The sequence below is a fragment of the Dethiosulfatibacter sp. genome (genome assembly GCF_983023055.1).
Genome location: NZ_CEZJXU010000018.1, coordinates 1 through 13,293, shown reverse-complemented (window position 1 = coordinate 13,293; position 13,293 = coordinate 1). Strand labels below are relative to the sequence as shown.

The 13,293-nt window shown below is 35.2% G+C and carries 13 protein-coding genes and 1 pseudogene; all 14 read right to left on the bottom strand.

Annotated elements, in window-relative coordinates; translation table 11 throughout:
- A pseudogene (locus AC3AX0_RS01765) lies at positions 1 to 435 on the bottom strand (V-type ATP synthase subunit B); the annotation flags it as partial.
- Between the two features lie 4 nt (positions 436 to 439).
- Entirely contained in the window at positions 440 to 2,212 is a 1,773-nt protein-coding gene (locus AC3AX0_RS01760; RefSeq protein ID WP_487548584.1) for a V-type ATP synthase subunit A, read from the bottom strand.
- The gene (locus tag AC3AX0_RS01755; RefSeq protein WP_487548583.1) at positions 2,199 to 2,765 is read right to left on the bottom strand and encodes a V-type ATP synthase subunit E family protein; all 567 of its coding nucleotides are present in this window, start codon (positions 2,763 to 2,765) and stop codon (positions 2,199 to 2,201) included. Before AC3AX0_RS01755 ends, AC3AX0_RS01760 begins: the two co-directional genes overlap by 14 nt.
- A 55-nt stretch (positions 2,766 to 2,820) precedes the next feature.
- Positions 2,821 to 3,126, bottom strand: coding sequence for a V-type ATP synthase subunit F (locus AC3AX0_RS01750; RefSeq protein ID WP_487548582.1), 306 nt, complete (start codon positions 3,124 to 3,126; stop codon positions 2,821 to 2,823).
- Entirely contained in the window at positions 3,126 to 3,560 is a 435-nt protein-coding gene (locus tag AC3AX0_RS01745; RefSeq protein WP_487548581.1) for an ATP synthase subunit C, read from the bottom strand. Before AC3AX0_RS01745 ends, AC3AX0_RS01750 begins: the two co-directional genes overlap by 1 nt.
- 11 nt (positions 3,561 to 3,571) lie before the next feature.
- A complete protein-coding gene (locus tag AC3AX0_RS01740) occupies positions 3,572 to 5,533 on the bottom strand; it encodes a V-type ATP synthase subunit I (protein ID WP_487548580.1) in 1,962 nt (653 codons plus the stop codon).
- Between the two features lies 1 nt (position 5,534).
- Positions 5,535 to 6,566 (bottom strand): V-type ATPase subunit, encoded by a 1,032-nt coding sequence (locus tag AC3AX0_RS01735; protein ID WP_487548579.1) that lies wholly within the window; start codon positions 6,564 to 6,566, stop codon positions 5,535 to 5,537.
- An 11-nt stretch (positions 6,567 to 6,577) separates the two neighbouring features.
- Positions 6,578 to 6,904, bottom strand: coding sequence for a hypothetical protein (locus tag AC3AX0_RS01730; RefSeq protein ID WP_487548578.1), 327 nt, complete (start codon positions 6,902 to 6,904; stop codon positions 6,578 to 6,580).
- A gap of 247 nt (positions 6,905 to 7,151) precedes the next feature.
- Positions 7,152 to 8,858 carry a hypothetical protein gene (locus tag AC3AX0_RS01725; protein WP_487548577.1) on the bottom strand — a complete coding sequence of 569 codons (1,707 nt, stop codon included), beginning with the start codon at positions 8,856 to 8,858 and terminating at the stop codon, positions 7,152 to 7,154.
- 30 nt (positions 8,859 to 8,888) lie between these two features.
- Entirely contained in the window at positions 8,889 to 10,463 is a 1,575-nt protein-coding gene (locus tag AC3AX0_RS01720; protein WP_487548576.1) for a hypothetical protein, read from the bottom strand.
- A gap of 194 nt (positions 10,464 to 10,657) precedes the next feature.
- Complete coding sequence (locus AC3AX0_RS01715; RefSeq protein ID WP_487548575.1) at positions 10,658 to 11,062, bottom strand: NifB/NifX family molybdenum-iron cluster-binding protein; 405 nt, start codon at positions 11,060 to 11,062, stop codon at positions 10,658 to 10,660.
- Positions 11,063 to 11,101: 39 nt separating this feature from the next.
- Positions 11,102 to 11,959, bottom strand: coding sequence for an ATP-binding protein (locus AC3AX0_RS01710; protein ID WP_487548574.1), 858 nt, complete (start codon positions 11,957 to 11,959; stop codon positions 11,102 to 11,104).
- The gene (locus AC3AX0_RS01705; RefSeq protein WP_487548573.1) at positions 11,956 to 12,786 is read right to left on the bottom strand and encodes a 4Fe-4S binding protein; all 831 of its coding nucleotides are present in this window, start codon (positions 12,784 to 12,786) and stop codon (positions 11,956 to 11,958) included. Before AC3AX0_RS01705 ends, AC3AX0_RS01710 begins: the two co-directional genes overlap by 4 nt.
- 10 nt (positions 12,787 to 12,796) lie before the next feature.
- The gene (locus AC3AX0_RS01700) at positions 12,797 to 13,159 is read right to left on the bottom strand and encodes a NifB/NifX family molybdenum-iron cluster-binding protein (RefSeq protein WP_487548572.1); all 363 of its coding nucleotides are present in this window, start codon (positions 13,157 to 13,159) and stop codon (positions 12,797 to 12,799) included.
- Positions 13,160 to 13,293 lie beyond the last annotated feature (134 nt).

The window sequence follows — 13,293 nt, the reverse complement described above, 5'->3', positions numbered from 1 at the left end:
CTTTTGCCCTCTTATCAGGGTTAGCAGGACGTCAATGGTACTGATGCCAGTCTGAATGAAGTTTTTGGGATACTTTCTCGCAACAGGGTTTATTGGTCTTCCATTAATATTATATTTCCTATTTGCATAGATGGGTCCACCACCATCAATGGCCTTGCCTACACCATTAAAAGCTCTTCCCAATATATCCTTTGATATTGCCAGTTCAAAAGGCTTTCCTGTGAATTTCACAGTGGTGTTGACTGTACTCATTCCTGAAGTACCTTGAAATACTTGGGCTGCTACCAGATTTTCTTCTATCTTGACAACTTTTCCAAGTCTCTTCTCACCATCAACATTGATTTCTATTATTTCCCCATATTTTGCTTCCTTAATACCTTCCAGGAATATTAATGGACCTTCTGCTTTTTTGATTTTCAAATATTCTTTTAACATTTCATCACCCTGTATATTTAGACATCAGTGTTTCATAAAAATCATCTATCCTGGTCTTAAGCTCTTTTATTCCCGATAAATCATCATTTGGAATATTGTATTTCATCCTAATCATTGAATCGAAAATATCGGCATCCTTTATCTTTGAAATAGGTATGCCTGACTTGACACATTCCATTGCCTTGTTGTTAAGGTGATTGATGAGTTTGAGCATCTCATACTGCTTGTTGATGGGTACATAGGTGTCATCCTTGTGAAAGGCATTTTGCTGCAAATATCCAACCTTTAAAATTCTCGAAATTTCAAGGGTAAGCCTTTGGGAGTCAGGCAATACATCTTCACCTACCAGTTGAACTATATCCAGCAGTTTACTCTCTTCCTGCAGTAGTTTCATCATATTGCTTCGAAGTTCAATTGCATCGGGTCCGACATTTTTTTCATACCACTCTTCAAGCATTTTTATATATCCACTATAGCTGTTGAGCCAGTTGATGGAAGGATAATGTCTTGCATAGGCAAGGTTCTTGTCCAAAGCCAAAAAAGCGTTAACATACCTCTTTGTATTTTCAGTTACCGGCTCTGAAAAGTCTCCACCTGCAGGGGATACTGCTCCAATTATTGTAACTGAACCTTCCTTTCCCTGTAGTGTATTGACATATCCTGCTCTTTCATAGAATTCTGCAAGTCTTGAAGGCAAATATGCCGGATATCCTTCTTCGGCTGGCATTTCTTCAAGTCTTCCACTTATTTCTCTCAAAGCCTCTGCCCACCTTGAGGTGGAATCTGCCATTATGGCTACATGATAACCCATGTCTCTGTAATATTCCGCCATTGTTATTCCCGTATAAATACTTGCCTCTCTGGCTGCAACAGGCATATTTGATGTATTGGCTATTAAAATGGTTCTTTCCATTATGGGTTTCCCGGATTTCGGATCTATAAGCTTGGGAAACTCTTCCAGAACGTCCGTCATTTCATTTCCTCTTTCACCACATCCAATATAAACTATAATATCGGCATCGGACCATTTGGCCAGCTGGTGCTGTGTCATTGTCTTGCCGGTTCCAAATCCACCTGGTATGGCTGCTGTGCCGCCTTTTGCTATTGGAAAAAACATATCAAGGATTCTTTGCCCTGTAACAAGGGGTTTTGATATTTTGAGTCTTTCCTTCACAGGTCTTTTTACCCTTACAGGCCAATTCTGGAACATCTTGATTTCATGAATCTTTCCTTTCATGTCTTCAATCTTTAAAAGGACAGTATCCATGCTGTATCTTCCGTTAGATTCAACAAAAACTACTTTACCTCCAGTTCCAGGAGGTACAAGGAGTTTGTTGACTACAAGTGAAGTTTCTTCTGTTAGTCCAAACACCTGACCAGCTTCCAGTGTCTGTCCTTCTTTTACTAAAATATCGACTTCCCACTTTTTTTCAAAGTTTATGGAAAGAAGTCCAATTCCCTCTGGAATAAAATCACTGCTCATATTGTCTATTTCTACCAAGGGTCTTCCTATGCCGTCAAAAATATTACCTATAAGTCCTGGTCCAAGCTTTAGAGACAATGGTTCATTAAGACCCTGTATAATTTCATTCAATTCCAATCCTTCAGTTTCTTCATAGACCTGCAATGTTCCCTTGTCGTCCACAACACTGATGACTTCACCAATCAACTTGTGCTTGCCTACGAGAACCATCTCTCTAAGCTTGAAGGAGGACATTCCTTTTCCTTTAACTACAGGTCCATTGACATATGTTATTCTACCTTCATTTACGTTCATTATTTTCACCTGCTTTATTAGTCATCAACTTTAGAATGAGACAACCAATATACTCCGAAGCATCTGAAAGCTTTCCTTCTATTGAATAGTCATATTTTATATTTTCGTTGGCAATAATATGAAATCCTCCAAGCAGCTCGTCAGATATTTCAATATCCATATCTTTATTATCCAAGTATTTTTTGTCAACTTTCCTTATGATAATTCTAAGCTTGTCCTCTCCAGAGAAATTCTTCATTGCAGATTCCAGACAATTGGCAAAATATGAATCATATTTATCACTGTTTATAAAGCCTTTGATTTCTTCAAGGAGGTACTCATTAAAGGTTTCTATCATCCTTGATTTACTGACCAAAACTTTATTTTGATAAGCCACCTTTGCTTTTGAAATGTTTTTTTTACTATCCTGATTTCCTTTTTTCCTCATTGATTTATAGTGCTTTTCATCCTTTGTAAAAGCACTTTCTTGAGTATTTGCCAATAGTTTATCGTATTTTTTTTCCAGTTCTTTAAGCTTAATTTCATTTTCACTGGCATGTTTATCCAATACCATTTTTGAAAATAGATCTATCTTATTGTTAATACTACTAATGATAATATCACCTTCTTTACAGTTTTATGCCGATAGAATTTTTTATATATTTCATTATATATTCCTTATCCTGCAGCCCTTCAGGTTCGGGAATTTGTATGATTAGCGTTTTCTTTTGAGACAGTTTTTTATCCATAATATACTCTTTGCTCATATTCAGTATATTCTCAGAAATGAGAATAAGGCCTATGTCATCGTCCAATAAAAGCTCCTCCACAGTATTTTCGATTTCTTCCCGGGTTGAAAGTATTTTTCCTCCAATACCGGCAAGCCTCATACTCAAAAGAGTTTCTTTTTTTTCACACAAAACAAATGATTTCATTACAGTCTTCCCAATATTAATATGGAAACTATAAGACCATATATTGCTATACCTTCAGCCAATCCTACAAAGATCAATGTTTTTCCCAGGATTTTAGGGTCCTCGGATACAGCACCAAGAGCTGAAGAGCCTACACTCCCTACTGCATATCCCGCTCCTATTGTAGCCAATCCAGTTGAAAGTGCCGCTGCAATATATCCAAGTCCTGCAGAACCTGAGGCAACAGATGTTGACGGCTCAACTGCATCGGCAGTACCGGAAAATGCCAGTATTGTACCTATAACGATTAGTGGTATATAAATGGAGACATTGGTTCCCAATATAATCTTTAATTTTCTATTTCCCTCTTGAATGCTTGCCTGCAGATAATAAAACACTCCTACTCCAATTGTAGCAATGATTAAAAACAGACATAACCCTATAATTAACTTCATAATTTATCCTCCTAAATTTTGTCGGGACTGAATAAAACTCCCTCACCTTTATAATACTTGCTAAACAACTCATAATAAAAAAGTCTTAATCCTTGAATAAAGACTATCAATCCTTCAAGTCCTATTATTATAACATTACCTATAATAAACATTGATATATTGCCTGTAGTGCTGCCTATCATGTCAGCTACTGTATGAAAAGCAATAAATAAACCAACATGGTTAAGAGCGAAAGCTCCTATCCTTATAAAGGAAATCCCATTACTCAAAATACTCAAGAAAGTCTCAAGAACATTAAATCCACTCTCTGTATAGTATTCTCCAGGTGTTTCACTATATAGCGGTCTGTTTCCCATTAGTATATTTGCCAATGGCTCCTTGACAACCAATAAGACGACTGAAATTGTCAACGATAGATACAATATTGCCCTTGGAATTACATCCTTACCTGTAGCTATTCCATAAATCAATACAAGCAAGGTCAAAAACAATACTACTCCATTTATACCATTTCTTCCAAAGAAGGCCTCTCCAAATTCCTTTGCCTTTACCTTGTTGAAAATACTATAGCCATAGCTGATTAGTAGAAGAATTACACCACTTGCAACCGCTGCCAGCAGAATCGAATTTATATTCTCCATTGGTCTTATATATATCGGCAATGGAATGAATTTCGAAATTATATGTTCATATCCAAAAAAGGAATCATAAATTGTTCCAAAAAATATGCTTCCCAATCCGATTCTCCACATTAAAGACCCAAAATTCCCCATTCCCTTTTTCACAAGGAAGAGACCTGCTCCAACAAAGACCAATCCCTGTCCCAAATCTCCGAACATTGCTCCGAAAAAGAATATGTATGCCAATCCAAAAAACGTAGTAGTATCCAGTTCGTCATGGGATGGCACACCGTACATGTTTACAAGTGTTTCGAAGGGCTTAAAAAAAAACAAATTCTTTAAGAAAGTTGGAATTGGAATCTTATTTGATACTTCTTCGCTATTTTTATATGCAACTAAAACATTACTATACTTTTTAAAAATATCATTGTATCTTCCTTTGTGATCAGCAGGAACCCAGGTTGATATATAGCAAAAATTTCTTGTTGCGGCAATTTTTGTTCTGATAATGTCTATCCTGCTTTCCATAATAATCTTTGAATACAACTTGTCTATTGTATCTTTATGACTATTAATATACTCCTCAGATGACTTCTTTAACAGTTTAAGTTCACCTTCATACTTTTTCCTGTCGGCTTCAATCATTTTCACCATTTCTTCAGGAAATGACAAATACTTCCTATCTATTTCTATTTCTACAAAATCAGTACTCCTTAAAATTCTTGACATTTCAAGGTCCAAACTCTTTGGGGATACTATAATATACAGTTCTTTTTCTTCATAGGATCCCAAATGAAGAACTATTGCCAGGAGATTATCATAGTTTTGTGAAATCTTTTTTCTTTTCTCCTTGGTTAAAAATCCAAATTTCAATGTGAAAAATTCCAGATTCATCAAATCTTTAAAGTCTACATGAATATTTTTGATTTTGCTTATGAATCCCAATGAATCCAAACCTTCCAACTTACTATTAATCCCATGTAGCCTCTGGGTTATATCCTTAAGCTTATCAGCGACTTCATCAATTTCATTCTTGATATTTTCAAACTTGTGCTCTCCGTGCATATACTCTCTTCTTACCTCTGGAGTATAATCCAGTTTTTTTATCATATCATCCATTATATCAAGATACTCTGCTACTTCCTTTTTTTCTTTCAATACAACTATATCTTCCATATCAAGGATTTCATCAGCATTCTTTTCTGTTACACCTATGCTGAAATCACTCTCTTCAATTTCAGTAATTGTGTCGATAAACTGGCAATTTTCCTCTAAAATCAAATCTCTAAGTAGTTCATCCAGACATTCATTCTTACATACAATATTCATCATATTCAATTTTCTGATAGCCAATTTATTCACTCCTTCCCAGACTTCTAACCAGAAAGTCTTCAACATTATCCACTTTGTTTCTTATACCTGCCAGTATTGTTATTAAGTCTCTCATTTCATATTCGGTTTTAAACATCATTACTATAGGTATGACAATGGACAAATTCCCACTCTTTAGATACACATCCAGATTTTCAAACAAGTATCTTTCCATGGCTCTTTCCATAAGACTTTCTTCACCCTGGAACATAGCCTTGTAATCACTTGATATTATAAATGATCTGAATTTCTCCAAGTCCATATAACACAAATCCTTTAATACCTTGTAATTGTACTTCAGTCCATTGTTTATTGTGAAGTTAAAAAGTTCTTCAGATGATATTCCGAAGAATTTGCGGCCTCTGTATATCCATTGAATATTGAGGAGGTCCACATTAATTCCATATAATTCCAAAGCCTGTTTCCTGTCCAGTTTTTCAAGATTCATAATTGCATCATATAGCTGATTGAAATACAGCCTGTCCAGATTCATTTCCATGTAAAACAGTATTTTTGTTTGATTTTCATCTACATAATTTACTATTGCCTCGTAATATCCGGTTGTTTTCAAACCATCAACAAATTCTCCAATATCAGAAGCTGCAGTAAGTTTTCCATAGTCAATGGTTGAAAAAACTTCAGAGTATACCAGCCTATCCCTTATATCCTGTATGTCTTCATTCCTTGCTATGGCTCTCAGCATCAGTTTCAAATTTTCAACTTCATATCTCACCAATAGTGATTTGAAGAAGGATCTATATTCATCGATATAAAAATGATAGAACTTTTCATAATTTTTATACATATGACTCTTTATCAAGTACTCGATTTCTTTATCTTCAATTTCCTCATCATTAAGTATTGATGAATAACAGGTATTTTTCATCAAGTAGTTTTCAAAATCATCTATACTTTCCATTCTTGTCAATTTATTAAAATCATCAGACTTAAGCATTCTTCCCATAATTACCATTGCCTTGGTATTTGCTGCCCCATGTGTTCTAACTTTGCTCATTAAACCACCCTCTAAAGGAACCCCAGTTTTTCAAATACCTGGTCTCTTAGTTTCTCTTTGTTTTCTTCCAACAGGTTATCCAGTTCATTTGTATGCTCAAAACATTGAGACAAAATGGTGCTTTTTTCTTCTTCTGCTTTGGAAACAAGTTCATCATATATTTCACTACCCTTGGAAAGTCTCATTTCTTCAGTCTCTTTCAGTCTATTTCTAAGGATTAATTGTAATTCTTTCTCTCTTTCTTTCAGTTTAGTACTGGTCTTGTTTATTTCTTCTGAAGTTTTACTATCAATTTCGACAATTATATTCAGTATCGATTCAATTATTCTATCATCCAAAATTATCACCTGCCTCACAATGCCCTTAATTAGATAAACATAATAGTAATTATACACCTACTGATTTGAATAAACAAATGCATATTCAAAATTTAACACAATTGCAATATCTGAAATAATATTATATATTTCAACTTTTCTAAGCTATAAAAAATACTCCTCACGTTAAAAAACAGTCTTTTCAACCATCTTCCACCAGAGGAGCAAATTATATTCTTATTATTTGTTTTTAATCAGTCAAGACTTTCTAATTTTCTGAAATCACTATCCTGAACCCAGGCATTGCATTATAATTATCTGATTCATCACTCATAATCATAATTTTCTTTTTCATTCCATTTTCCAATGTAAATTCAATAGAGTATGCCGTTCCATCCCCTTCGATTCTTCCATAGAATCTAATCCACGAACCTGCTTTAATATTTGCTGCAGGCGTATATATCTCTGGGAAAAACTCTCCATAGTTGCCTTTTCTTATAACAATATCATACATATCCGATGAAACCCATACTGGAAAACATGTAGTCAAAGAGTCTTCTTCCATATAATTTAGGTCGTATGTTTCTTCGTCCATATAAAGATAAAGAGGATTCTCATCTTTACCCATGTATTCGTCAAATTCATCAACTAGAATCAAAGCACTAAAATCATCATCACTTCCATTCATTGAATCAACTATAGCGTGTTCAGTAGAATCAAATACAACCTTTGAAGGCTCAGTATTGCTCAATACAATTTCATTGACTTGATTATAAGATTCTAAAAAACTTGGGTTTGCAAAAAAGTCAATATGATGATTCAAGTCTTCATCATAGTATTTTACATAGGCCGCATAGGAATAGTTTTCATCCTTGCTTACTGTATTTTCAATAATGATTTGAGCATCCTCAAGAACATCAAATTTTTCAACTGTAGTACCATCGTCTTCTGTTCCGAGTCTTGCATAGCCTACTTCAACATCATATACCTTGCCGTAGAATGCTATTGAATCAGACCCAAAAGTTTCGGTACCGCTTTCTCCACCAGTTCTAGCGATATCAACCTTCTTTACATCCAATGACTCAATTGATTTTCCAGAATAATTTAACATTGCCATATTAACAGGTACATCTTCATCATCCATATCTGAAGATGAATCACTAGTTTGGTCGTCATTGCCTTCGTCTGGAGTTTCTACTTCATCTTCAGCTATTTCTTCATCTACCATTATTACAGGAAGATACGCTGTAACTTTCCATTCATTTCTCAAAAGCTCAAGCTTGTCAGCTGATTCAACAAGTACTGGTGAATCGTTTGAATCAGATTCAAATGTGCTGTCCATACCTGAAATATGACTTGAATATGTAACCATGTTTTCAAGATATAGATTTTGTTTTTCTTCAGTTTCATATCTATTTCTCATAATATCATTGATATCTTTTTTTACTATTGCATCAAATCCCATGTCTTCAATATTACCTTCCATGCAATAATATGACTTGCAAAGTGTAAAGGTATCATCTTCCATAACAGCCCTGGCCGCTTCTCCGATTTCCCCATCAAGTAATCTTACATTGAAGATATTGGTTTCACCATCATAAATATCTTCATAAATAGAACTTATATACTCTATTATCCCAGGTATGGGCTCTTCACTTCTTGGTATCTCCCATAGACTCGTATACAATTTCGTTCTATCGTACATTTCCTTTAACAACTTATCCATATATTCTTCTTTCGCTGTTTCTTCAAAGTTATCGAAATTATCATCAAGATAATAGATAGCTTCTGAAAGACCCTTTTCAGTCATTATATCTTCAAAAGAAATAAGATCAGACTTGTCTTCATCGGAATCATCTGATGGATTATCGGTGGCATTATCTACCGGTGGTTGTTCAACATTTTCCTGTGTACATCCTGCCAACATGGAAACCATCATTGCAAGACTTATTAAAATAGCCAATATCTTCTTCATTTGTACTCCCTTATAATTTAATAGTTTTCTTTAACTGTAAAACTTAACATTTTCAAATGGTGTAATCTCAAAATGATCCAGTGTTGATGGATCCACCCAATATTCTGTACCTTCATTGTCATCCAAAATAATGTTCAACCATCCATCAATATTTTCATAATTTATACTAAAACCTTCGCCATTTTTTATAACGAAACTCTCAGATTCAATATTTGGTTCAGTGAAAACTGTCATATCCATGTTTACAACTGTATGAAGTGGATTAATATAGAATATTCCATCACCTTCGGGTCCATCATATACAGGCATTCCACCGTCTCCCATATAGTATCCAATTTTGATTTCCGCACCCCGAACAAGGTTTGATTCTCCTATCTGATAGAAACTACCATTGTTTTCAAACACAATTTCATTTCCGCTTGTTTCTATTGATATAAGTTCCCTTGCTTTTTCTTCTTCATTGTCAGGAGTATAGTCGAAAATACTAAAAATAGTCCCTGCAGGAGGGTTACTCGATTCTATTATGATTTCTTTTCTTCCATCTTCAGTATCGATATCAACAATATCAAATCCCAAGCTTGTCAAGTCCGTATCGATTCCATGTTCATCTAAATATACCAAATTCTCATTAATTGACAGCACATTGCCTAAAAATCTTGATGAAATCGTATTAAATGTAACTACTTCCTCTACTCCGTCACCATCAAGGTCAATACTATACTCTATATTTGCCTTATACTCTGCATCATAGTCTAATTCAGACACATTGGCAGCTGCATCCTCATCATATACTATTTCAACAGGTATTATTACAATTGATTTCCATGCATCAACTAACATATTAAAATATTCAGGAGATTCTATAAAAAGGGTTGTATATGATGCTTCCTTGTCCCAATCCCAATCCGTTACTTTCTGATCGGCTATTACTAATGCTTCTAATCCATATACAGGCTCTCCATCTATTGAATAGTAACCTTGACTATCTTTGTTAAATGCTATTTCCATACATTTTTCAATCTTTATGTATATTTCAGGATCAATTGTTATTGCAAATCCATCATCATATTCTTCATTTTCATAGAAGTATGACTTTGCCAAATCAAGTACATTATCATTCATTATTTTTTCAGCTGCATTTCTTATATCTTCATCGTCAAAATATGCATAATTAAATGTATTGTTATTTGAATCGTATATTCCATTGTATAAATAGTCAACATATCCTCTTACAGGAGGATATTCAATATGATTCTTTTGAATATATACTAGTGGTTGGTAATCTGACATTCTGGCCAATAGTTCATATGAAACACCTTTTGCAAATTCCACCTTTTCATTTTCATCCATTTTATTACTAATTACATTAAAATATTCAATTGCATTAAGATATCCCGATTCCTGAAAAATATCATCAAATGATTTGATATCCTCATAATCCGTATCTGAATCGTTATCATCACTCCCCTTATCAACTATGTCCTCGCCACTATCCTTGTTTTCATCATTCTGGCTTGTTCCTTTTCCATCGCTGCATCCGGTTGTTAAAACAATCATCACAACAATAAGAATTGTACATAAGTAAAACCTCATTTTTCCAATCATAACTACCCGCCTTTTTGTATAGTAAATAAACACTCGCATTATAATATAACAAAGTCAAAACAATATTTCAATATAATTATTCAATATTTATTAATAATTAATACTTTCTAAATTACAATAACAACAAAAAACCAACACCTTTCGGTGTTGATTTTTTCGTGTGTTATTGTGTGTATTATATAATCAATTTTACGTTAGTTAGAGTGATTGTGGTCGTCTCCGTCTTCGTGGTCGCATTCGTCCTTGTCCAATCCGTATCCTCTTCCGTCTCCTGGAGCACATGTGCTTGCTCCTCCAACCAAGGTATCTTTCTTAAGCTGTTCAATCGCAGAATCTACAGTTCCTGCTATTCCCAGGACAGTCTTGATTTTGAAATCTGCAAAGAATCCCTGAGCTTTCACTCCCATTCCTCCGCATACAATGCATTCCGCACCCTTGTCATTAAGAAAACTTGGGATTTTTCCCGGTTCATGACCTGGATTGTTAACTGTATGAAGTATTATAGCTTCTCCATCAGCTATGTCTACTATTGTATATGAAGGGCATCTTCCAAAATGTTGTGCCACCATGTTTCCATCAGTTGATATTGCTACTCTCATATTATTCGCTCCTTAATCATTAATATTTATTTTTGTTTATTATTGTGACAGATATTCTGTCACCTTGTTCCAAAGGCTGTTTATTTCATCAATAAATTCCTGGTCCCCAGTATCAACAGGAGTTTTGTATTCCTGAAGTGCCTTGACTATCAATGGATCAAAAGGAATCTTTCCAGCCACTATAAATCCTTTTTCTACGCAGTATTTTTCCATTTCATTTGTTATATCCATGTTTAGATCAAATTTGTTAATGCATACGAATGCCGGAATACTAAAATGCTTGGCTAAATCCAATACTCTTTTTAAATCACTTAAACCTGATTTGGTAGGCTCAGTTACGGCTATGACAGCATCCGTTCCCGTAATTGATGCTATTACAGAACATCCTATTCCCGGAGATCCGTCTATTATGAGCCATTCCTCTCCATTTTCAAATGGAACTATCTTCTTCCTTACTTCTGTTACAAGCTTTCCTGACCCTTCCGCTCCTGTATCAAGGAGGGCATGGGCGAATGTTCCATTTTCAGTTGTGGATACAGATGTCCATCCTGTATTAACTTCTTCAAGATACATAGCATCCTGTGGACATGCTACTACACAAGCGTTGCAGCCTTCACATTTCAGGTTATTTACAACTATGTCCTCTGTTATTGCGCCGAACCTGCAAACATCCTTGCATATTCCGCATTTGATACACAAGTCATAGTTTATTCTAGCTTCCTTAGCTCCTGAGTAGTCCCATTTTTGTTGGTCCTTTTCTTCAAGAAGCAAATGAAGATTTGGAGCATCTACATCACAGTCCGCTGTCATCTTGTTGTTTACTATCTGTGACAATGATGCTACTAGAGTGCTTTTCCCGGTGCCGCCTTTTCCGCTGATTACTGCTATCTGTTTCATGCAAGCACCTTCCCTTCTATCTTCCTAAGCATCTCACCAAATTCTTTTTTAAGAACAGCATCTGCTTCAATCGGAAGTATTCCCTTTGAATAGGCCTCTGCTATCTTTCTGGAAAATGGAATTTCCATAAGTATGTCAATATTTCTATCGTCGCAGTATTCGTTTATTATTTTGCTGTTTTCTGAAGCCTTGTTCAACACTATTCCGAAGGAAAGGCCAAGCTTCTTTACAAGTTCTACGGCAATATTCAAATCGTGTAGTCCGAAAGGAGTAGGTTCAGTTACCAAAATGCAAAAATCACAGTCTTCTACTGACTCAACAACTGTACATGAAGATCCTGGTGGGCAGTCTATTACAACATTTCCATCATCCTTCACCATGTCTTTAAGCATTGCTATGATAGGTATGCTTATTGGCTCACCTACATTTAGCTTTCCGTGCATGAAAGATTCATCGCTGTTTGTTTCAACAACTCCGATCTGTCTTTCTACTTCAATCATTGCATCTTCTGGACAGGCCAGTATGCAGGCTCCACAGTGGTGGCAAAGCTCAGGAAATATGAGGACGTTGCCCTTTACTACAGCCATTGAATTAAACTGGCATGCCTTGGCGCATTCACCACAGCCTGTACATTTGTCTTTAATTATTTCAGGAATCTTGACCATTACCGGATGTACTTTGGTGATTTCCGGATTAAGAAATATCCCTCCATTAGGTTCTTCAACATCACAATCGATGTACTGGCAGTTTTCTATTGATGACTTGAGACTTGCAGAAACAGTAGTCTTTCCTGTTCCTCCTTTTCCGCTTAAAACCGCTATCTTCATTTTTTTCACCTTACTTCATGCCTGAATGAGAAGGAACTGTCTCTTCTATAATTTCAAGCTCTTTATTTTGGAACATTTTTACATTGTCATTCAAGGAAACTTTCTTTCCTCTTACTATCTTGATTTGTGCAGCCTTCAATACGTCATTTGCATTTGGTCCAACATTTCCAGTTATAAGAACCTCAATATCATTGTCAACCAATAGCTGTCCTGCTGCTATTCCTGCTCCACCGCCTGATTTTGCAGCCGCATTATCTATTAATTTAGTTTCATTGGTTTCAGTATCCACAATTGCGAAAAATTCACATCTTCCAAACCTTGGGTCCATTACACTTTCCATTGAGTTTCCTGATGATGATATACATATTTTCATAATCTATACTCTCCTTTTAATTTTTCTTATATTAAACCATTACCCAATAAGAGTGTACAACAATAATGAGCATATGTCAATAATAATGTCAAGAAAGCAGCTACGCTGCGTTAAATGCGTAAGCATTTATTAAG

Excerpts from the sequence above, each read along its gene's own strand:
- AC3AX0_RS01720 (WP_487548576.1), bottom strand. The coding sequence starts at position 10,463 with ATGATTGGAAAAATGAGGTTTTACTTATGTACAATTCTTATTGTTGTG.
- AC3AX0_RS01710 (WP_487548574.1), bottom strand. The coding sequence starts at position 11,959 with ATGAAACAGATAGCAGTAATCAGCGGAAAAGGCGGCACCGGGAAAAGC.
- AC3AX0_RS01745 (WP_487548581.1), bottom strand. The coding sequence starts at position 3,560 with ATGAAGTTAATTATAGGGTTATGTCTGTTTTTAATCATTGCTACAATT.
- AC3AX0_RS01715 (WP_487548575.1), bottom strand. The coding sequence starts at position 11,062 with ATGAGAGTAGCAATATCAACTGATGGAAACATGGTGGCACAACATTTT.
- AC3AX0_RS01700 (WP_487548572.1), bottom strand. The coding sequence starts at position 13,159 with ATGAAAATATGTATATCATCATCAGGAAACTCAATGGAAAGTGTAATG.
- AC3AX0_RS01755 (WP_487548583.1), bottom strand. The coding sequence starts at position 2,765 with ATGGTATTGGATAAACATGCCAGTGAAAATGAAATTAAGCTTAAAGAA.
- AC3AX0_RS01725 (WP_487548577.1), bottom strand. The coding sequence starts at position 8,858 with ATGAAGAAGATATTGGCTATTTTAATAAGTCTTGCAATGATGGTTTCC.
- AC3AX0_RS01760 (WP_487548584.1), bottom strand. The coding sequence starts at position 2,212 with ATGAACGTAAATGAAGGTAGAATAACATATGTCAATGGACCTGTAGTT.
- AC3AX0_RS01735 (WP_487548579.1), bottom strand. The coding sequence starts at position 6,566 with ATGAGCAAAGTTAGAACACATGGGGCAGCAAATACCAAGGCAATGGTA.
- AC3AX0_RS01705 (WP_487548573.1), bottom strand. The coding sequence starts at position 12,786 with ATGAAGATAGCGGTTTTAAGCGGAAAAGGAGGAACAGGAAAGACTACT.
- AC3AX0_RS01750 (WP_487548582.1), bottom strand. The coding sequence starts at position 3,126 with ATGAAATCATTTGTTTTGTGTGAAAAAAAAGAAACTCTTTTGAGTATG.